The following is a 19,377-nucleotide window of genomic DNA, read 5'->3' as shown; positions in this document are numbered from 1 at the left end:
CGCAAAACACTTTATGGTGGCCCGAAGCCTCTGGCTGTTGACAAGTAATTTCGTAAAATCAAAGGCTTACGGATCTGGCTCAGGCTTGTCCGGCCTTTGGAGGGCAGTTTGACTCGTTATATCTCGACCCGGGGCGAGGCCCCTGAACTCGGCTTCTGCGACGTGATGCTGACCGGGCTTGCCCGTGACGGCGGCCTGTATGTACCGGCGACGTGGCCCCAGCTCCCGGCCGAGACCGTCGCCGGCTTCTTCGGCCGCCCCTATTGGGAGGTCGCGGTCGACGTGATCCGTCCCTTCGCCGCCGGCGAGATCTCCGATGCCGAGCTCGGCCGCATGGCGAACGAGGCCTATGCCACCTTCCGCCATCCCGCCGTGGTGCCGCTGCGCCAGATGTCGCCGCACCAGTTCGTGCTGGAGCTGTTCCACGGTCCGACGCTGGCCTTCAAGGACGTGGCGATGCAGCTGATCTCGCGGCTGATGGACCACGTGCTCGCCAAGCGCGGCCAGCGCACCACCATCGTGGTCGCCACCTCCGGCGACACCGGCGGTGCCGCGGTCGAGGCCTTCGCGGGCCTTGAGAACGTCGATCTCATCGTGCTGTTTCCGCACGGCCGCATCTCGGAAGTGCAGCAGCGGATGATGACGACGACGGGCGCGGCCAACGTCCATGCGCTCGCCATCGAAGGCACCTTCGACGACTGCCAGGCGCTCGTGAAGGGCATGTTCAACAACCATCGCTTCCGCGATGCGACCTCGCTCTCCGGGGTCAACTCCATCAACTGGGCGCGCATCGTCGCCCAGGTGGTCTACTACTTCACCTCCGCCGTCGCCGTCGGTGCGCCGGCGCGCGCGGTGGATTTCGTGGTGCCGACCGGCAATTTCGGCGACATCTTCGCCGGCTATGTCGCCAAGCGCATGGGCCTGCCGGTGCGCACCCTGCGCATCGCCGCCAACGTCAACGACATCCTGGCGCGCACGCTGAAGACCGGCATCTACGAGGTGCGCGAGGTGCACGCCACGGCGTCGCCGTCGATGGACATCCAGATCTCCTCGAATTTCGAGCGGCTGCTGTTCGAGGCCGGCCGGCGCGATGCCGCCGGCGTGCGCCGTCTGATGGATTCGCTGAAGCAGTCCGGGCGCTTCGTGCTGCCTGACGCGACGCTGGCCGCGATCCGCGAGGAGTTCGACGCCGGGCGCGCCGACGAGACCGAGACTGCGGCTGCGATCCGCGCCGCCTGGCGCGAGGCGGGCGAGCTGGTCGACCCCCATACCGCGGTGGCGCTCGCTGTCGCCGACCGCGACACCACCGACACCAGGGTGCCCAGCATCGTGCTCTCCACCGCCCATCCGGCCAAATTCCCCGACGCGGTCGAAGCGGCCTGCGGCCAGCGGCCGCAACTGCCGGCCTGGCTCGACGGTCTCATGACCAAATCCGAACACATGAAGGTGATGAAGAACGATCAGGCCGAGGTTGAGCGGTTCGTGCTGTCGGTCAGCCGCGCCGCAAAACAGGGAGTTGCCGGATGAGCGTCGAGATTTCCAAGCTTGCGTCCGGCCTCACCGTCGTCACCGACAAGATGTCCCATCTCGAGACCGCTGCGCTCGGCGTCTGGGCCGGCGTCGGCGGACGCGACGAGAAGCCGAACGAGCACGGCATCTCGCATCTGCTGGAGCACATGGCGTTCAAGGGCACGACGAAGCGCTCCTCGCGCGAGATCGTCGAGGAGATCGAGGCGGTCGGCGGCGACCTCAATGCCGGCACCTCGACCGAGACCACGTCCTATTATGCGCGGGTGCTGAAGGCCGACGTGCCGCTCGCGCTCGACGTGCTCGCCGACATCCTGGCCAATCCCGCCTTCGAGCCGGACGAACTGGAGCGCGAGAAGAACGTCATCGTGCAGGAGATCGGCGCCGCGCAGGACACGCCCGACGACGTCGTGTTCGAGCATCTCAACGAGCTCTGCTATCCCGACCAGCCGATGGGGCGTTCGCTGCTCGGCACTGCCAAGACGCTGCGCAGCTTCAACCGCGACATGCTGCGCGGCTATCTCTCGACGCATTATCGCGGTCCCGACATGGTGGTGGCGGCCGCCGGTGCAGTCGACCACAGCCAGGTGGTCGCCGAGGTCGAGAAGCGCTTTGCGAGTTTCGAGGCGACGCCGGGCCCGAAGCCGCAACCCGCCCAGTTCGGCAAGGGCGGCGCCAAGGTGGTGCATCGCGAGCTCGAGCAGGCGCATCTGACGCTGGCGCTGGAGGGCGTCCCGCAGAACGACGTGTCGCTTTTTTCGCTCCAGGTTTTCACCAACGTCCTCGGCGGCGGAATGTCGTCGCGGCTGTTCCAGGAGGTGCGCGAGAAGCGTGGCCTCTGCTACTCGATCTACTCGTTCCATGCGCCCTATACCGACACCGGCTTCTTCGGCCTCTACACGGGTACCGATCCGGCCGACGCGCCGGAGATGATGGAGGTCGTGGTCGACATCATGAACGAGTCCGTGGAGACGCTGACCGAGGCCGAGATCGCGCGCGCCAAGGCGCAGATGAAGGCGGGGCTCCTGATGGCGCTGGAGAGCTGCTCGTCGCGTGCCGAGCAGCTCGCCCGGCACGTGCTCGCCTATGGCCGGCCGCAGACGGTGCAGGAACTGGTGGCCCGGATCGACGCCGTCAGCGTCGAATCGACCCGGGACGCGGCGCGTGCGCTGCTTTCGCGCAGCCGCCCTGCGGTTGTCGCATTGGGCAGCGGCAGGGGTCTGGACACGGCGGTGTCTTTTGCGGAAGGATTGACCCGGGCACGTGCCAGGGCGCGGCTGCATTAGGAGGCCCGCTACGGCGCCATTGCCCCCGGAAGCATCACCATGGCCCTCTTTCGCCTGCCATCCAGTGGACCCGCCGCCCTCGCTCCGCGCGGCAACGGGCTGTTGCTGCGCGCGCCGCAGATGTCGGATTTCCTGCAATGGGCTCACCTGCGCGAGACCAGCCGCGACTATCTCACGCCCTGGGAGCCGATCTGGCCCTCGGACGATCTGACCCGCTCCGGCTTCCGCCGCCGCCTGCGCCGCTATTCCGAGGACATCGCCGCGGACCGCTCCTACCCCTTCCTGATCTTCCGTGAGCTCGACGGCGCCATGGTCGGCGGTATCACGCTCGCCAATGTCCGGCGCGGCATCGTGCAGGCCGGCACCATCGGCTATTGGATCGGCCAGCCCCATGCCCATCGCGGCTACATGACGGCGGCGCTGCGGGTGCTGCTGCCGACGCTGTTCGGCGAGCTCAATCTGCACCGGGTCGAGGCCGCCTGCATCCCCACCAATGCGCCGTCGATCCGGGTGCTGGAGAAGTGCGGCTTCTCCCGCGAGGGCCTCGCACGCCGCTATCTCTGCATCAACGGGGTCTGGCAGGACCACCTGCTGTTCGGCCTGCTGCACGAGGATTTCCGCGGCTGAGCCGCCCGACGCGTGCGGCCCAAATCCCCTCTTTTGCTGCCTTGGGTTCGCCGATTTTGGCGATATAACCCGCAAGGCTGGCCGATCGGCCGGAACATTGTCATGGAGTACGGGCGTTGATGGTGAAGGAGCTTCGGTCTTCGCGGAATGTGTCGCGGCGGGGGACGGCGGTCGCGCTGGTGTTATCGGTCGCGCTCGCTTCCGTCTCGCCGGTGGCGGCCCAGTCGTTGAGCGACCGCTTCAAGAGCCTGTTCGGCGGCAAGTCCGACGAGCCGGCCGAACCCAAGCCGGCGCCCGCGCCCGGCCAGCCGGCGGCTGACGACGATGTCGATTGCCCGCAGGTCACGGTGCGTGCCGGAGCCTCCACCTACGCGGTCGGCGCCGGCGGCAAGCCGGCCACCGGCAATGAGGTGCGCTTCCAGGCCACGATCACCAAGATGGCGCGCGAATGCATCCGCAACGGAGGTGATATCACGGCCCGGATCGGCATCCAGGGCCGTGTCATCGCCGGTCCTGCCGGTGCGCCTGCTACGGTCGATGTACCCTTGCGCGTCGCAGTGGTGCAGGGCGGCGTCGGCGAGAAGGTGATCGCCTCGAAGGCCTACCGGACCACGGTCGGGATGTCGGAGGGCGGCAGCGTGCCCTTCACCTTCATCGTCGAGGATCTGGCCTATCCGGTGCCGTCGGCTGCGACCGCCGATTCCTACATCTTCTACGTCGGCTTCGACCCGCAGGCGCTCTCGCCCGAGCCGAAGGCGCGGAAGAAGAAGTAGGCGCGGCAAACGCTACGCCACGGAGCGCGAGGCGGCGGAGCGTAAGGGCGCGTGCGTCCTACGCGAAATACCGCGTCAGTATTCCGCGATACACCTTCGTCAGCTTCTCCAGATCCGTGACCGGCACGCGCTCGTCGACCTGGTGCATGGTCTGGCCGACCAGGCCGAATTCGATCACCGGGCAATAGCCCGAGATGAAGCGCGCATCCGACGTGCCGCCCGAGGTCGACAGCTCGGGCTTGCGTCCCGTCACCTCCTCGATCGCGGACACCGCGAGATCGGTGAAGGGGCCGGGCTTGGTCACGAACACGTTGGAGTTCGACGGCTCCCAGACGATGCGGGCCTTGATGCGGTTGCCGCAGGCTTTTGCGAGCCGCGTCTCGACCAGCTCGCGCAGGGATGCCTGGGTGTGGTTGTCGTTGTAGCGGATGTTGAATTTTGCGCGGGCCTCGCCGGGGATGACGTTGTAGGCCTTGTTGCCGACGTCCACTGACGTGAATTCGAGATTGGACGCTTGGAACTGCGCGCTGCCATGGTCGAGCGGCTCGTCGGAGATCGCCACGATCAGCCGCGAAATGTCGGGCACCGGATTGGCCGCGCGGTGCGGATAGGCGACATGACCCTGCACGCCGTCGACGACGAGCGTGCCGGATTGCGAGCCGCGGCGGCCGACCTTGATTGTGTCGCCGAGCGTCTCGACATTGGAGGGCTCGCCCAGCACGCAATGGTCGAATTTCTCGCCGCGCTCCGCTGCCCATTTCAGCAGCTTGATGGTGCCGTTGATGGAGACGTCTTCCTCGTCGCCCGTGATCAGGAACGAGATCGAGCCAGCACCGTCGCTGCGCGGCTTGCCGTCATTGGCCGCGAGATGCTCCAGCACCGCGGCGACCGAGCAGGCGATGCCGCCCTTCATGTCGACCGCGCCGCGGCCGTGCAGGACGCCGTCCTTCACCTCGCCGGAGAACGCGCCGACGCTCCAGGCGCTCTCGTCGCCCGGCGGCACCACGTCGGTGTGGCCGGCAAATGTGATGTGCGGGCCTTCGGTGCCGATCCGCGCATAGAGATTGTCGACGTCGGCGGTACCGGGCTCGCTGAAGGTCACGCGGTGGCAGGTGAAACCGGCCGCGCCAAGGGCTTTTTCAAGCACCCCCAGCGCGCCGGCATCGGCCGGGGTTACCGAGGGGCAACGGATGAGATCGCGGGCAATCGACAGAGCATCGGTCATGCGCCCCGCTTAACATGCATGCCGCCGGGTGGGCTAGCGCTGGGCGACACCAATTCGAGCTCGCTTTGCTGGTCCCATTTTTTGCAGGGGAGGGGCTGTCCCCGGTCTTGGCCAACGGATCAGGACCGAACCGGTTGGGCCCTTTGGTGCCACGCAGGAAGCCGGTTTCGAGGAAACCCGAGATGGACAGGACGATGCTGGCCAGCGCGACCGGCAGCATCCAATAAGTGTCCGGAAGACGCTCTGCGAACTGCTTGAAGAGACCCGGCAGCACGAAGTACGCGAGGAGCCACCACGCGGACTTGTCGCGGTCATGCAGCCGGCGCGGCCAATGCGGCCGTCGAAGCGGAAGAGGTACCAGGTCCAGTCCATGCCAAAGGTTCCGGGCGGGAGGGGGCGCCCGGAAATTGGTCGCGATGGAAGGAGGGAGGGTTCGATAGGCGCCGCGAGGGCCTCTTTCACCTCTCCCCGCTTGCGGGGAGAGGTCGGATCGCTCTTGCGATCCGGGTGAGGGGGTACAGGTCTCGCGGCAATCTCATCCGCGGAGAGAGGCCCCTCACCCCAACCCTCTCCCCGTAAGAACGGGGAGAGGGGGAGGAGAGAGTCTTAATCCCGCAGCAGTTCGTTGATGCTGGTCTTCGAGCGCGTGCGCTCGTCGACGCGCTTGACGATGACGGCGCAGGCGGTGCTCGGGCCGATCTGGCCGTTCTTCATCGGCTTGCCGGGCAGCGCGCCGGGGACCACCACGGAATATTCGGGCACTTCGCCCATGAAGACCTCGCCGGTCTCGCGGTCGACGATCTTGGTCGATGCGCCCAGGAACACGCCCATCGCCAGCACCGCGCCCTTGCGCACGATCACGCCTTCGGCGACCTCAGAGCGCGCGCCGATGAAGCAGTCGTCCTCGATGATGACGGGTTCGGCCTGCAGCGGCTCGAGCACGCCGCCGATGCCGGCGCCGCCGGAGATGTGCACGCGCTTGCCGATCTGCGCGCAGGAACCAACCGTGGCCCAGGTGTCGACCATGGTGCTCTCATCGACATAGGCGCCGAGATTGACGAAGGACGGCATCAGCACGACGTTCTTGGCGATGAAGGCCGAGCGGCGGACGACGGCGCCCGGCACCGCGCGAAAACCGGCATCGCGAAAGCGGTTCGGGCCCCAGCCCTCGAACTTCGAGGGCACCTTGTCCCACCAACTCGCCTTGCCGGGACCGCCACCAATGACGTCCATGTCGTTGAGGCGGAACGACAGCAGCACGGCCTTCTTCAGCCACTGATTGACCTTCCACTTGCCGTCAGTGCCGCGCTCGGCGACGCGCGCCTCGCCCTTGTCCAGGGTCTCCAGCGCCTGGTCCACGGCCTCGCGCACCTCGCCCTTGGTCGAGGTCGAGATGCCGTCACGCGCGTCGAAGGCGCTGTTGATGGTGGATTCGAGGGCGGACAGGGACATCGGGATTTCCTCTTCAGATCGGGAATTTTGATGGGATTAGGCGCTTTTTCGGGATTTGGCGGGGCGGAGTCAAGGCTCCGGCGTCGTCCTTTGCACCGTCGTCCTGGACAAGCGAACGAAGTGAGCGCTGATCCAGGACCCATTACCACAACCGGGAGTTTGGCGAAGACTCGTGGTTGCCTGGTTCGCGCTACAACCTCTCCCTGGGGTAATGGGTCCTGGCTTTCGCCAGGACGACGGCAGCTATCGTGGCGACAGCCCGCCCAAAAACCCCGCCAGATCGTCCGTGACATGGTCGACATGGGCCGCGTCCCGGCCCTCCAGCTCCCAATCCTCGCGCACCACCTCTTTCGTCCCGTCCGGCACCACAAGCACGGTGGTCATGCCGAGCTCATGGGGAACGGTGAGGTTGCGGGCGAGGTCCTCGAACATGGCGGCGCGTGTCGGATCGACCGAATGGTCCACGAGGAATTTCCGGTAGGTCTGCGGCGCCGGCTTCGGCTCGAACTCGGCAGCGATGATGTCGAACACGCCGTCGAAATGGCTGGCGAAGCCGAGCCGCGCCAGCACCGCATCGACATGGTCGACCGAGCCGTTGGTCAGGATCAGTTTTCGTCCCGGCAGCTTGGCGATGGCGGCACCGAGCTGCGGGTTCGGCTCCAGCGGCGAGTGGTCGATCTTGTGGACGTAAGCGAGGTAGTCGTCGGCGCGCACGCCATGCAGGGTCATCATGCCGCGCATGGTGGTGCCGAAGCGGCGGTAATAGTCCTTTTGGATATTGCGCGCCTCTGCGGGCGTCACGTTCAGCCAGTTGCACACGAACTCCCCGATCCGCGCATCGACCTGCTGCCACAGATTGACGTGATGCGGATACAGCGTGTTGTCGAGGTCGAACACCCAGGTGTCGACATGGGTGAAGGTGCGGGGGGAGGTCATTGCGGCTCTCTATCCTTCAAACGCAATCGTCGCCCAATCCTCCGTCGTCGTCCCGGACAAGCGTAAGCGCAGATCCGGGACCCATATGTGGACGGCCCCCGTGGCACAAGAGGCTTGGCGGTCTGATCGGATCGCTTGCATCCATATGTCCGGCCTGTTGGTGCGGTTGATTTGAACCGCTGGCCAAGATGGTTTCCGCGACGCGAGCTCCAATCAACCACGCGACCTGGGTTCGGCCGATGGGTCCCACGGGATGTCTCGCACCTCGGATCGATCGATCCTACCATCTACTCCTCTTGCAGCTCCGGCTCGGCCGGTCGGGCGAACCCGATCGGCTGATCTGTCTTAGGCGGCAGCCGCGGATGCAGCCCGCATCCGAGCGCCGTCGTATCTCTCCCCCGTCACCATCAGCTTCCAGGCGATGCGGGCATTCTTGTTGGCGAGCGCCACGGCTGCGAGCTTGGGCGGCTTGCGCTTGAGCAGGGCCAACAGCCAAGGTGACGGATGACCGCGGCCGCACATGGCCTGCTTGATCACGGCGGTCGCTCCCGCCACCAGGACGCTGCGCAGCCGCTCGTCTCCAGCACGGGTGATCTTGCCGAGACGGGTTTTGCCGGCAGTGGAATGGTCTTTCGGAGTCAGCCCAATCCAGGCCGCATAATGCCTTGCGGAGCTGAACGCGTGCGGATCCGGCGTCTTCATGATCAGCTCAGGCGCACCGATCGGCCCGATCCCTTGAATCTCTGCAAGGCGCCGGCTGTCCGGGTTGGCACGGTGCCAGGCCTTCAGCCTGGCTTCGATTGTCTTCAGTTCCTCCTGTAACTGCGCGTACTGGCGGCCCTGCTGCGCCAACAGATCGCGCGCCAGTTCCGGCACGCTTTCGTCTTGCGCGATCTGCGCCAACAGCGGCTCGACCTGGCTGAGCCCCTTGGCCGCCGTGATCCCGAACTCAGCCGCATAGCCGCGGATCATGTTGCTAAGCTGGGTGCGCCGGGCGATCATCTGCTCGCGCAAGCCCGTCAGCATCAACGCGGCCTGCTGCTCGGCACTCTTCACCAGCACGAACCGCATCGTCGGCCGGCTCATCGCCTCGCACAGGGCCTCAGCGTCGCGCCCGTCGTTCTTGTTGCGCTTGACATAGGGCTTCACGTGCTGTGGCGCCATCAACTTCACTTCGTGGCCCAGCTTGCCCAGCTCCCGCGCCCAGTAATGCGCCGCCCCGCAGGCCTCCATCCCCACCTGCGTCGCCGGCAGCTTGGCAAAAAACTCCAGCATCTGCTTGCGCGTCAGCCGCTTGCGCAGCACTGGCCGCTCCGCCGCGTCCACCCCATGCAGTTGAAAAATATGCTTCGACGTATCGATCCCAATTCGGATAATCTCGCTCACGGACGGCTCCCTTGTCTGAGATTTGCAACAACCTCATTCTGGCACACTGATGCCGTAGGGGGCCGTCCACCCCATCAACCACAGGGAGGAGTTTGGCGAAGACCGACAGCTGCCATCTCGCCCCCTCATTCAATCCTGTGGCTATGGGTCCCGGCCTTCGCCCATGGGCGCTAAAATAGTTGCATTGCTTGATAGCGACGTTTTCGTCTTGGTGGTTCGTGTAGATGCCGTCCGAGCGTGGAGCGAAGTCTGCGCAGGCAAGCAATCGCGGGTTGGGGCATGATTGCTTGTCGGAGCGAGGCGACGAGTTGGCGGAGCAGACGCCAGGTCCCTGGACGGGTCAGGCGGCCTCGGCCAAGCGGGGAGAGTCCTCGAGTTCGTCGACGAGTGGCTCGAGCAGGAGAATGATCAGCAGATGAGCGAGGATGTGGGGCCTGGCGGACCGCTCGTCAGTTCCGGGAGGGCCCTTCAGGCCAATCAAACTCTTGAGCCGCTTGAAGCCGAGTTCAATGCGCCATCGCAGCCGATAGAGGGCAAGGACATCGCTCGTTGAGAAGTCCTCCGGTGCGAGCGAGGTCACCAGGATCACCCAATCTGCAGCGTCAAGTGTTTGCCTGGAGAGCTGGTGGCCTCCCTTTTGGGCCGTTCGGCGCGCCTTGCGTCGTGCGACCGCGGCCGCTTGCGCCGGCTTCTTGACGGCAACCAGACGCAGAGCGAGCAGCGGTGCGCCAGACTTGCGTTTTATCCAGATCGGTCGATCGATCAGGCCACATGCCGAAGCCTTGCGCAGTTCGGCCGTCAGATCGACCAGACCACCTTTGGCATCAACCCAACGCGCGCTCTTCCAGCCGGACCGGATCACGAAGTCCGCGCCGGCATCGACGAGACGTGCCATGCGCTCCGGTTGCAGATAAGCGCGGTCGCCAAGACGGATTTCGCCGGCAATCACCGGTATCCGGTCCAGCGTCTCGCCCGCTCGCTGATCGGTCAGCTCGAAGTGACCAAAGCGCTCCTGCGGAAGATCGAACGCGCTGTGTATGCGCCACACCGCGTTCTTGTTCCTGCCGCTCGTCCCAGCCTTCGGGACCGTCGTGGCGTCAACAATGCGGATCAGGCGGCCGTGGCTCGCCTTCGGCGCACCGCTCGCCAGTGCTTGGCCTATCAACTTCGCCAGCCAATCTCCGCACTGACGCAACCGATACAACAGAGCCACGTTGGAGATATCGACAAGGCCCACCGACGTGGCCCATGCCGCCGTCAACCGCAGACCTCGCTCGCCAAGGCAATACGCCAGGATCAAGCGCAGCAAATCCACCGCATTGCTGATTTCCCGCGGGCGGACAAACGCCTTCGTCTCGCGCGCGCTAACGTTGAGCGCTTCGGCGCCGCCAAGCCGGGCGACAACACGCGCCCAGTCCTCGTTCACAAGCGATTCGTGTGCCATCCCAATTTGGAATCACAAGCCAATCCAATGCGCAAATCCTATTTTAGCGCCCATGGGCCTTCGCCGGGACGACGGCGGAGTTTGTGGCGCGCATTCGGGTCAAATCATCAAAACTCACGGCACCGCAAATCGCAGCGTCTTGCCGCCGCTCGACATGTCCACAGCGCCAAAGCCCGCCGCCGCAAATCCGCGCGCGGTGCAATCGGTGTGCTCGTTAGTCTCGAACTTGGTCTCGCGCGTGCAGAGCTGCTTCTCGCCGCCCCAGTTCAGCGGCTTGTCCTTCTGCTTGATCACGCGGTTGTCGGCATCGATCGCCTCGGCGAAGCTGAAGATCTGCTTCGGCTGGCCGGTCACGTCGGGGTGCAGGCACTTGCCGGGGTCGATGCGGTACCAGCCGCGGCTGGTCACGGACTTGCCGTCGTCGGTGGCGATCGCCGCCATCACCTTGTGCGGCGTGTCGTTGCACCAGGTCAGGCCGTTTGCCGAGGGCGTCTGCGTCGCATCGACCATGGTCTTGAAGAAATTTTGCGACGACGCCGCGTCGGAGGACAGTCCGCGGCTCTTCAGGAACGCGGCAAGGGCTGCTTGCGTCTTCGGTCCGTCGACGCCGTCGATGGCGCCGACGTCGTAGCCGATGATCACCAGCAGCCGCTGGATGCCGGCGAGCCGCGCCTGCTCGTCGTCATATTCGGAATCCTCGGCAAGATACGTGACCAGATTGCCGTCGTCGCCCTGCGTCGGCGTCACCTGCGTAAAGGGGACCTGCGTCTGGCCGCTGCGGCATTGTCGTGCGGCCGCGATGACGAAATTGTCCTGCGCCACGCACAGCATGTCGCGGCCGTTCTGCGGGATCGGGGAGGCCCCATAGATGCCGAGCGCGCGGGCGTTGAGCAGGATGCGGTCGGCGGCCAGCGTGCCCTGCACCACCACGCGGCAGGTGGCGGGATCGATCCTGAACCAGCCGCGCGTCGCGGTGGCCGCCTTGTCGTCGATGCCGATCGCGGCCTCGACGACATAGGACATGCGGTTGCAGATCTTGAGATCGGCGAAGGCCGGCGCCGAGGAGAAGAAGAACGAGATGGCGGCGGCCGGCAGTGTCATCAGGAAGCGGGTGAGGGCCGAGCGGCGGTGTTTCACCCCCGTCATTCCGGGGCGATGCGAAGCATCGAACCCGGAATCTCGAGATTCTCCGGTGCGCAATTGCGCACCGTAGTTCGCCCTACGGGCGCCCCGGAATGACTGTCCAAGGCGAGAGGCATGGATGCCCCGGATCGGTCCAGGCATGACGCCGTTCCTTGTCCGGTCGTCTCTCACTTGTGGATCAGCGTTCCCGTGCCCTGGTTGGTGAAGAGCTCGAGCAGCACCGCGTGCTGCATCTTGCCGTCGATGATGACGACGCCCTCGACGCCCTGCTCGAGCGCGTAGATACAGGTCTCGACCTTCGGGATCATGCCGCCGGAGATGGTGCCGTCGGCGATCAGTTTTCGCGCGTCTTTCACCGACAATTGCGGGATCAGCTTCTTCGACTTGTCGAGCACGCCCGGCACGTCGGTGAGCAGCAGCAGGCGCTTGGCCTTCAGCGCGCCCGCCACCGCACCGGCAAAGGTGTCGGCGTTGATGTTCAGCGTCTGGCCTTCCTTGGAGGTCGCGAGCGGCGCCAGCACCGGGATCAGCTCGTAGCCGATCAGCTGGTTGAGCAGGGTGAGGTCGACCTTCTCGGGGTCGCCGACGAAGCCGAGATCGACCGCCTTCTCGATGTGCGAGTCCGGATCGACGATGGTGCGCGTCGTCTTCGACGCCTTCACCATGTTGCCGTCCTTGCCGGACAAGCCCACGGCCTTGCCGCCGGCCTCGTTGATGTAGCCGACGATCTGCTTGTTGACCGAGCCGGCCAGCACCATCTCGACGATCTCGATGGTCGCAGCGTCGGTGATGCGCAGGCCAGCTGCGAATTCCGAGACGATGCCGAGGCGCTTGAGCATGGTCGCGATCTGCGGCCCGCCGCCGTGCACGACCACCGGATTGATCGCGGTCTGCTCGAGCAGCACGATGTCGCGGGCAAAATTCTTCGCGGTCTCCTCGTCGCCCATGGCATGGCCGCCATATTTGATGACGATGGTTTCCTCGTCATACTGCTGCATGTGCGGCAGCGCTTCGGACAGGATGCGGGCCTGGTCGAGCGGGGAGATGTCGGTCATGTCAAGGTCTCGCTGGCGGGACTGTCGGTGCGCGTTCTATCCGATTGGCGGGGGCAGCGCAAAGTGTCATCCGGGCCGCTCTCGTGCCCCGGACGCAGCGCAGCGCTTCTTCAGCGGTGCGGCTGAGCCGGGGCCCACACCTCCAGGATTTGTGGCGTCAACTGGGTCCCGGCTCTGCGTCGCGTCATTTCATGCCGCGCCGCGTCCGGGACACGAGCGCTACTTTTTCGCCGCCACCACCGCGGCCAGCGTCACCGCCAGCCAGCTCGCAATCATCACCGTCCCGCCGGTCGGTGCCGCCATGGGAAACAGCGATTGCCCGGCATATTGCCGCAAGGTGAGGTCGCCCGCGAACAGCGCGGCGCCGATCACGAAGCCGCATGCCGCGATGATCTCAATTCCGCCGTGCAGAAGGCCGCGCGCGAGCAGTCCGATCACCGCGAGTATGGCGGTTGCATGAAACAGCAGCATGGCGCTTGCGGAGGCAAGCCGGCCAGCGTCCGCGCCATGGGCGGAGGCCGCAGCCAGCGCGACGCCGGCGGCGCCCATCAGGCCGGCAAGCCCAATCAGCAGGCGGTGTGCCATCATCACGAGCTCCGCTCTTCCAGCAGCTTCGCCATCGCGGCACGCAGCTCGGCCATGCCGGTCGCGCTGCGTGAGGAGGTCGCGAGCACGTTCGGGAATGCGGCCGGATGCTTGGCCAGCGCCGCCTCGGTCTCGGCGATGCGCGATTGCAGTTCGGAGGCCTTCACCTGGTCGGCCTTGGTCAGCACGATCTGGTAGCTGACGGCGGAGCGATCGAGCGTCTTCAGGATCTCGAGATCGACGTCCTTGAGGCCATGCCGCGCGTCGATCAGCACGTAGACGCGCGCGAGGCTGGCGCGGCCGAGCAGGAATGTGTGGATCAGCTCGGTCCAGGACGCCACCTGGCTCTTCGGCGCCTTGGCATAGCCATAGCCGGGCATGTCAACGAGGCGCAGGTCCTTCTTCCCGGGGACCTCGAAGAAGATCAGCTCCTGGGTGCGGCCCGGCGTGTGCGAGGTGCGCGCCAGCGCGTTGCGTCCCGTGAGCGCGTTGATCAGGCTGGACTTGCCGACATTGGAGCGGCCGGCAAAGGCGATCTCGAGCCCTTCCATCGGCGGCAGCGTCTGGATCGAGGGCGAGGCCCAGATGAACTGCCAGTCGCGTGCGAACAGCTTTCGCCCGGCCTCGATCAGCTTCGCATCTTTGTCGTCGGTCATGCGAAGCTCTTTGCTTGCACCGTCATTCCGGGATGGTCCGAAGGACCAGACCCGGAATCTCGAGATTCCGGGTTCGATGCTTCGCATCGCCCCGGAATGACGGATTAAGACTTACGTCGCCTTCTTCGCGAACGTCGCCTTGAGATTGTCGAACAGCTCCACCTTCACGCCGTTGCGGCGCATGATGTAGCTCTGCTGGACCACCGAGAGCAGGTTGTTCCAGGCCCAGTAGATCACGAGACCCGCCGGGAAGCCTGCCAGCATGAAGGTGAAGATCAGCGGCATCCAGTTGAAGATGAGCTGCTGCGTCGGATCCGGCGGCGTCGGGTTCAGCTTCATCTGGAACCACATCGTGATGCCCATGATGATCGGCCAGATGCCGAGCGCGAGGTAATGGCCGAACACGGGAATCGTCGTCGGATCGAACGGGATCAGCCCGAACAGGTTGAACAGATTGGTCGGATCCGGCGCCGAGAGGTCATGGATCCAGCCGTAGAACTTCGCGTGCCGCATCTCGATGGTGACGAACAGCACCTTGTAGAGCGAGAAGAACACCGGGATCTGGATCACCACGGGAAGACAGCCGGCGACCGGGTTGATCTTCTCCTTGCGGTAGATCTCCATCATCTCCTGCTGCTGCTTCACCTTGTCGTCGGGATAGCGCTCCTTGAGCGCCTGAAGCTGCGGCTGGATCGACTTCATCTTCGCCATCGAGGCGTAGGACTTGTTCGCCAGCGGGAAGAACAGGAGCTTCACGATCACGGTCACGAGCAGGATCGAGATGCCGAAGTTGCCGAAGAAGCGATAGAAGAAGTCGAGGCCGAGGAACATCGGCTTGGTGATGAAGTAGAACCAGCCCCAGTCGATCATCAGATCGAAATGGTTGAGGCCGAGCTCCTTGTTGTAGCCGCCGAGGCCGGCGAACGGGAACACGCCGACCACGCCGGCTTCCTTGGCGCCGGCGAACAGCCGCGCATTCGCGGTCGCGGTGCCGCCGATCGCGACGGTGACGGGGTCGAGCAGATAGTCGGTCTGGTAGGTGTGCAGGTTGCCGGACGGGTTCGACGAGAAGCGCGCTTGCAGCTGCGCATTGGTATCGGGCAGCAGCGCCGAGGCCCAGTACTTGTCGGTGATGCCGAGCCAGCCATTGGTGACCTTGAAGTCCACCTTCTTGGTTTCGTCGATCTTCTTGTAGGCGTATTCCTGCAGGCCCTGGTCGCCGAGATAGCCGATCAGGCCTTCATGCAGGATGTAATAGCCCGAGACCTGCGGGGCGCCGTGGCGCGAGATCAGCGCGAACGGATAGAGCGTGACCGGCGCGTTGCCGACGTTGCTCACCTCGTCCTTGATGGTGAAGAGATAGTGGTCGTCGACCGAGATGGTGCGGCGGAAGGTGAGGCCATCGCCATTGTCCCATTTCAGCACCACCGGGCTCGTCGGCGTCAGGCTGCCGCTGCCCTCCTGCTGCCAGACGGTCTGGGCATCCGGCATCTTCGCCGTCACGCCCGTCGCCGCCACCCAGCCGAACTCGGCGTAATAGGGCTCCGCCGTGCCCGAAGGCGAATAGAGGATGATCGGCGGCGACTTCGGGTCGACCGTTTCGCGGAATTGCACCAGCGCGATGTCGTCGATGCGGCCGCCCTTCAGCGAGATGCTGCCGGCGATCCGCGGGGTGTCGATCTTGACGCGCGGGCTGGCCGCGATCGCGGCGTCGCGGGCAACGACCGGCTGGGCCTGCTGGCTCGCGCCCGGCGTCGACGGCTGCGCAGCGCCGCCGGCTTGCGGCGCGCTGCCCGGCGTTGCGGACGCGGTCGGCTGCGGCGTGGTCTTCTGGAGCTCGGCCTGCGCCTGCTGCTGGGCGCGCTGCTTCTCCATCTGCGGCACGTTGTAGAAATATTGCCAGGCGATCAGGACGAGGCCCGACAGAATGACGGCGAGGATGGTATTGCGATTGTCGGTCATCTCTAATGTCTCGTCATCAATCCGGTTTGCGGCTGGCAGGGGCAGCGCCCGGCTTTTCGCCGCGCCCCTTCGCAGATCCCTTGTCGGATCCCCTGGCGATATGCCGCGCGGGCTTCGAGAAGGCTATGCGCAGATCGTCGAGCATGGTGGCGAAGTCGCGCGAGAGCGCGTCCCTCCGGCCGACCAGTACATAGTCATGGTGGGGCTGCATCGACACCGGATCGAGCCGCTTCACCATTTCGCGAAGCCGGCGCCGGATGCGATTGCGCTCGGGGGCGTTACCGTTCTTTTTGGTGACGGTGAAACCGATCCGGATCGGGCCAAGATCGTCGCGGCGGCGGCTTTGCAGGACAAACGCGGGACTATTCGCCCGCGCGCCATTGGCAACGGCGAGGAAATCCGCCCGCTGCCTCAGCCGATCCATGATGAAATCCCAAAAAGGGGGTCCGGCTCAGGCGCTCAGACGCTTACGGCCGCGGGCGCGGCGGGCGGCGAGAACCTTGCGGCCGCCGGCAGTGGCGAGGCGGGCACGGAAGCCGTGACGGCGCTTGCGCACCAGTTTGCTGGGTTGATAAGTCCGCTTCACGGGTTTTTCTCCGCTGACCGGGCAATTTGCCTGTAGAATTGATGGTAAAGTCCGGAAGATGCGGCCCAAAACGGGCCCTTTTCGGCCCCAAGAGAGCCGCTCCCGGCGTCACACCGGGTCATCGCGGACAATTCGCGCGGCTTATAAGGGAGCGCCTTGTTTTCGTCAACGCCGCACAAGCGCACGATTCCGGTGAATATCGCTGTTTGTGCGGGGTTTTTAACCCGTGAGGTAGCGACTCGCCCGATCAGCACCTACATCCCACCTCGGCATATTAGCGATCCGTAATTTGACCGGGCCGGGGGCGGGCCGCATCCTTCATCCGCCAGATCGTTCACCGGGCAAGTCAGCGAGGGCGAATTTCGTGGCAGAGACCGACCTCCAGCCGATCCAGGATACGGATCAGCAGGACCCGTCCGCGGCGCGGCCGCGCGGGGCTGCCGGGCTTGGGTTGTCGGGCAAGCTGCTGCTGCTCACCGTTCCACTGGTGATGATCGCCGCGATCCTGCTCTACGTGCCCGCCATCGCCAACTTCTGGGTCAACCGGCTCAACGACCGCGTCGCGGCCGCCAACACGGCGGCGCTGGTGCTCGACGCCGCGCCGCTCGGCATGGTCCCCGATTCGCTGTCGCGCGAGATCCTGAAGAGCATCAATGCCCGCGCCGTCGCCATCAAGATGGGTCAGCAGCGCCGGCTGCTCGCCAGCGACAATCTGCCTGCTACGATTGAGCATGACGTCGATTTGCGCGACATGACCGCGTGGGACGCGATCACCGGCTCGTTCCAGATGATGCTGGAGACCGGCAACCAGGCCATCCGCATCGTCGGCCCCGGCGTCGGCAATGCCCAGTTCGTCGAGATCGTGACCGACGAATTGCCGCTGCGGCAGTCGATGTACCGCTTCTCCCGCAATGTCGTCGTGGTCGCGCTGATCATCGGCGTCCTGACCGCGGGCCTCGTCTATCTCGCGCTCCACTATCTCTTCGTGCGGCCGATGCGGCGGCTGACCGCGAGCCTGGTCGGTTTCCACGAGAACCCTGAAAGTTCGGCCGGAATCATCGTGCCGAGCCAGCGCAGCGACGAGATCGGCGTCGCCGAGCGCGAATTGTCGGACATGCAGCGCGACCTGATGTCGATGCTGAATCAGAAGAGCCGGCTCGCCGCGCTCGGCCTCGCGGTGTCCAAGATCAACCACGATCTGCGCAACCTGCTGGCTTCGGCCCAGCTCCTGTCGGACCAGCTCGCCAGCGTGCCGGATCCGCGGGTGCAGCGCTTTGCGCCAAAACTCGTGCGCTCGCTCGAGCGCGCCATCGCCTTCTGCCAGTCGACGCTGTCCTATGGCCGCGCCCAGGAGGCTGCGCCCGACCGCCGCATGATCCTGATCGAGCCTGTGGTGCTGGAGGTGCGCGAGACCGCCGGCCTTGCCTCGGACGCCTCGATCGCCTGGGTCGCCGCGATCGAGCGCGGCCTCGCGGTCGATGCCGACCCCGACCAGCTGTTCCGCGTGCTGCTCAACCTCGTCCGCAACGCCGCCCAGGCGCTGGAAAGCCACGCCTCCGGCGACGGCGGGGCGCAGCAGATCCGGATCACGGGTAAACGCGAGGGCGCCGTCGCCATCCTGGAGGTCTCCGATACCGGCCCCGGCGTGCCCCAGAAGACCCGGGAGCACCTGTTCGAGGCGTTCCAGACCTCCGGTCGCCCCGGCGGCAGCGGCCTTGGCCTTGCGATCGCCGCCGAGCTCGTCCGCGCCCATGGCGGCGACATTCACCTCGTCGAAGGCACCATCGGCGCCACCTTCCGGATCGTCATCCCCGATCGCCCCGTGGAACTCCTCTCCATCCGCAACGAGCGGCAGAGGGCGTAGGTCGGCCAGCGGCCGAGTAGCGACGTCATTCCGGGGCGGCGCAAAGCGCCGAACCCGGAATCCCGAGGTTATACGCGCGAGATTCCGGGTTCTCGCTTCGCGAGCCCCGGAATGACCGGGTGGAGATCGTCATCTCCCTGCAAAATCTCCCCATCCCGGCGCTTGCCAATCGGGGCAAGAGCGGTTAGTCAGAGCGCTCTTTCGCACCCCTCCGGCGCTGTCCGGAGGCTGCCTGACTGTTCGCGAAAAACGCGCCCGTAGCTCAGCTGGATAGAGCATCAGACTACGAATCTGAGGGTCGGACGTTCGAATCGTTCCGGGCGCGCCATTTGCGTACAAAACCACGAACTTTTCCGTTCTCGGTCTGTTTGCCGGCAATGGCGGCCTGGAGGATATCCTTGCTGCCGACGATCCGGATGGCCTTATCATCGACCTCGATGGCGTCGATGATCGAGTGAATGTAGCCCTTCCGGGTGTTGGTGTCCGCGGTGTCGAGCTTTTCATTCATCAGCCGCGCGAACGCGTCGATCTTCCCTGTATCGATGGCGGCTGCGGTGCCGCATTGGGCGCGGGCATGATCGAGCGCCGCCTTGGCGCGCTCCCGCTGCGATTTGAGGGCGGCGGTGCGTTCCCGCAGGATGTCATCAAGTTCGACGATGCCGTCTTCAATCGAACGGTAAAGGCGCTTGAGGCGATCTTCGGCATCGCTGAGTTCCCGCTGCAGATCGAGCAGCCTGCGGTCCGCAGACTCACTCTTCGCGGTCTGCCGTTCCATCAGCGACTTCAGGAGATCGGCAATTCGGTCGGGGGCCAGGACGCGCTGTTTGAAGTTGGTTAGAACGATCTCGTCCAGCGTCCCCGCGGGAATAT

19 protein-coding genes and 1 tRNA gene are annotated in these 19,377 nt (G+C 65.3%); 7 read left to right on the top strand and 13 right to left on the bottom strand.

The window, feature by feature from the left end; all coding sequences use genetic code 11:
- Positions 1–108 precede the first annotated feature (108 nt).
- The 4 genes from thrC (at position 109) to ACVJ19_RS04860 (ending at position 4,213) form a co-directional block, all read left to right on the top strand.
- A complete protein-coding gene (gene thrC, locus ACVJ19_RS04875) occupies positions 109–1,527 on the top strand; it encodes a threonine synthase (RefSeq protein WP_453948234.1) in 1,419 nt (472 codons plus the stop codon).
- On the top strand, positions 1,524–2,813 hold the full coding sequence (locus ACVJ19_RS04870) for a M16 family metallopeptidase (protein WP_453948233.1): 1,290 nt from the start codon (positions 1,524–1,526) through the stop codon (positions 2,811–2,813). Before thrC ends, ACVJ19_RS04870 begins: the two co-directional genes overlap by 4 nt.
- A gap of 39 nt (positions 2,814–2,852) precedes the next feature.
- Positions 2,853–3,440 (top strand): GNAT family N-acetyltransferase, encoded by a 588-nt coding sequence (locus ACVJ19_RS04865; protein WP_100177964.1) that lies wholly within the window; start codon positions 2,853–2,855, stop codon positions 3,438–3,440.
- A 119-nt stretch (positions 3,441–3,559) separates the two neighbouring features.
- Positions 3,560–4,213, top strand: a complete 654-nt coding sequence (locus tag ACVJ19_RS04860; RefSeq protein WP_453948232.1) for a hypothetical protein — start codon at positions 3,560–3,562, stop codon at positions 4,211–4,213.
- A gap of 58 nt (positions 4,214–4,271) precedes the next feature.
- Here ACVJ19_RS04860 and dapE read toward each other — a convergent pair whose 3' ends face one another.
- The 13 genes from dapE to rpmH form a co-directional block, all read right to left on the bottom strand.
- Complete coding sequence (gene dapE / locus ACVJ19_RS04855; RefSeq protein ID WP_453948231.1) at positions 4,272–5,438, bottom strand: succinyl-diaminopimelate desuccinylase; 1,167 nt, start codon at positions 5,436–5,438, stop codon at positions 4,272–4,274.
- On the bottom strand, positions 5,353–5,712 hold the full coding sequence (locus ACVJ19_RS04850; RefSeq protein ID WP_453948229.1) for a hypothetical protein: 360 nt from the start codon (positions 5,710–5,712) through the stop codon (positions 5,353–5,355). Before ACVJ19_RS04850 ends, dapE begins: the two co-directional genes overlap by 86 nt.
- Before the next feature lie 332 nt (positions 5,713–6,044).
- Entirely contained in the window at positions 6,045–6,890 is an 846-nt protein-coding gene (gene dapD, locus ACVJ19_RS04845; RefSeq protein ID WP_453948228.1) for a 2,3,4,5-tetrahydropyridine-2,6-dicarboxylate N-succinyltransferase, read from the bottom strand.
- A gap of 243 nt (positions 6,891–7,133) precedes the next feature.
- A complete protein-coding gene (locus tag ACVJ19_RS04840; RefSeq protein ID WP_453948227.1) occupies positions 7,134–7,826 on the bottom strand; it encodes a pyrimidine 5'-nucleotidase in 693 nt (230 codons plus the stop codon).
- 345 nt (positions 7,827–8,171) lie between these two features.
- Positions 8,172–9,212 (bottom strand): IS110 family RNA-guided transposase, encoded by a 1,041-nt coding sequence (locus tag ACVJ19_RS04835; protein WP_453948226.1) that lies wholly within the window; start codon positions 9,210–9,212, stop codon positions 8,172–8,174.
- Between the two features lie 340 nt (positions 9,213–9,552).
- Positions 9,553–10,656: an IS4 family transposase gene (locus ACVJ19_RS04830; RefSeq protein WP_453947895.1), complete on the bottom strand. Its 1,104-nt coding sequence runs from the start codon at positions 10,654–10,656 to the stop codon at positions 9,553–9,555.
- Positions 10,657–10,770: 114 nt separating this feature from the next.
- Positions 10,771–11,757 carry a DUF1036 domain-containing protein gene (locus ACVJ19_RS04825; RefSeq protein WP_453955075.1) on the bottom strand — a complete coding sequence of 329 codons (987 nt, stop codon included), beginning with the start codon at positions 11,755–11,757 and terminating at the stop codon, positions 10,771–10,773.
- A 209-nt stretch (positions 11,758–11,966) separates the two neighbouring features.
- Positions 11,967–12,854 (bottom strand): acetylglutamate kinase, encoded by an 888-nt coding sequence (argB, locus tag ACVJ19_RS04820; protein WP_211413000.1) that lies wholly within the window; start codon positions 12,852–12,854, stop codon positions 11,967–11,969.
- Between the two features lie 219 nt (positions 12,855–13,073).
- Complete coding sequence (locus ACVJ19_RS04815) at positions 13,074–13,442, bottom strand: DUF423 domain-containing protein (protein ID WP_453948225.1); 369 nt, start codon at positions 13,440–13,442, stop codon at positions 13,074–13,076.
- Positions 13,442–14,095, bottom strand: a complete 654-nt coding sequence (yihA, locus tag ACVJ19_RS04810; protein WP_453948224.1) for a ribosome biogenesis GTP-binding protein YihA/YsxC — start codon at positions 14,093–14,095, stop codon at positions 13,442–13,444. Before yihA ends, ACVJ19_RS04815 begins: the two co-directional genes overlap by 1 nt.
- Positions 14,096–14,206: 111 nt before the next feature.
- On the bottom strand, positions 14,207–16,057 hold the full coding sequence (gene yidC / locus ACVJ19_RS04805) for a membrane protein insertase YidC (protein ID WP_456739355.1): 1,851 nt from the start codon (positions 16,055–16,057) through the stop codon (positions 14,207–14,209).
- Positions 16,058–16,073: 16 nt separating this feature from the next.
- Positions 16,074–16,481 (bottom strand): ribonuclease P protein component, encoded by a 408-nt coding sequence (gene rnpA / locus ACVJ19_RS04800; protein ID WP_453948223.1) that lies wholly within the window; start codon positions 16,479–16,481, stop codon positions 16,074–16,076.
- 27 nt (positions 16,482–16,508) lie between these two features.
- Positions 16,509–16,643: a 50S ribosomal protein L34 gene (gene rpmH, locus ACVJ19_RS04795; RefSeq protein WP_008542748.1), complete on the bottom strand. Its 135-nt coding sequence runs from the start codon at positions 16,641–16,643 to the stop codon at positions 16,509–16,511.
- Positions 16,644–17,007: 364 nt separating this feature from the next.
- Between rpmH and ACVJ19_RS04790 the strand changes: the two genes are divergently transcribed.
- From ACVJ19_RS04790 to ACVJ19_RS04780, 3 genes are all read left to right on the top strand, one after another.
- Complete coding sequence (locus ACVJ19_RS04790; RefSeq protein ID WP_453948222.1) at positions 17,008–18,507, top strand: ATP-binding protein; 1,500 nt, start codon at positions 17,008–17,010, stop codon at positions 18,505–18,507.
- Between the two features lie 251 nt (positions 18,508–18,758).
- Positions 18,759–18,835 (top strand) — tRNA-Arg (locus ACVJ19_RS04785).
- 126 nt (positions 18,836–18,961) lie between these two features.
- On the top strand, positions 18,962–19,345 hold the full coding sequence (locus tag ACVJ19_RS04780) for a hypothetical protein (protein ID WP_028160146.1): 384 nt from the start codon (positions 18,962–18,964) through the stop codon (positions 19,343–19,345).
- Positions 19,346–19,377: the final 32 nt, after the last annotated feature.

This window comes from Bradyrhizobium sp. USDA 376 (assembly GCF_054063675.1).
This window is presented reverse-complemented; position numbering and strand designations above follow the sequence as displayed.

Coding starts and splice junctions, on each gene's coding strand:
- ACVJ19_RS04870 (WP_453948233.1), top strand. CDS start 1,524: ATGAGCGTCGAGATTTCCAAGCTTGCGTCCGGCCTCACCGTCGTCACC.
- ACVJ19_RS04825 (WP_453955075.1), bottom strand. CDS start 11,757: ATGACACTGCCGGCCGCCGCCATCTCGTTCTTCTTCTCCTCGGCGCCG.
- yihA (WP_453948224.1), bottom strand. CDS start 14,095: ATGACCGACGACAAAGATGCGAAGCTGATCGAGGCCGGGCGAAAGCTG.
- argB (WP_211413000.1), bottom strand. CDS start 12,854: ATGACCGACATCTCCCCGCTCGACCAGGCCCGCATCCTGTCCGAAGCG.
- ACVJ19_RS04865 (WP_100177964.1), top strand. CDS start 2,853: ATGGCCCTCTTTCGCCTGCCATCCAGTGGACCCGCCGCCCTCGCTCCG.
- dapE (WP_453948231.1), bottom strand. CDS start 5,438: ATGACCGATGCTCTGTCGATTGCCCGCGATCTCATCCGTTGCCCCTCG.
- ACVJ19_RS04840 (WP_453948227.1), bottom strand. CDS start 7,826: ATGACCTCCCCCCGCACCTTCACCCATGTCGACACCTGGGTGTTCGAC.
- ACVJ19_RS04815 (WP_453948225.1), bottom strand. CDS start 13,442: ATGATGGCACACCGCCTGCTGATTGGGCTTGCCGGCCTGATGGGCGCC.
- yidC (WP_456739355.1), bottom strand. CDS start 16,057: ATGACCGACAATCGCAATACCATCCTCGCCGTCATTCTGTCGGGCCTC.
- ACVJ19_RS04830 (WP_453947895.1), bottom strand. CDS start 10,656: ATGGCACACGAATCGCTTGTGAACGAGGACTGGGCGCGTGTTGTCGCC.
- dapD (WP_453948228.1), bottom strand. CDS start 6,890: ATGTCCCTGTCCGCCCTCGAATCCACCATCAACAGCGCCTTCGACGCG.
- rnpA (WP_453948223.1), bottom strand. CDS start 16,481: ATGGATCGGCTGAGGCAGCGGGCGGATTTCCTCGCCGTTGCCAATGGC.
- ACVJ19_RS04860 (WP_453948232.1), top strand. CDS start 3,560: ATGGTGAAGGAGCTTCGGTCTTCGCGGAATGTGTCGCGGCGGGGGACG.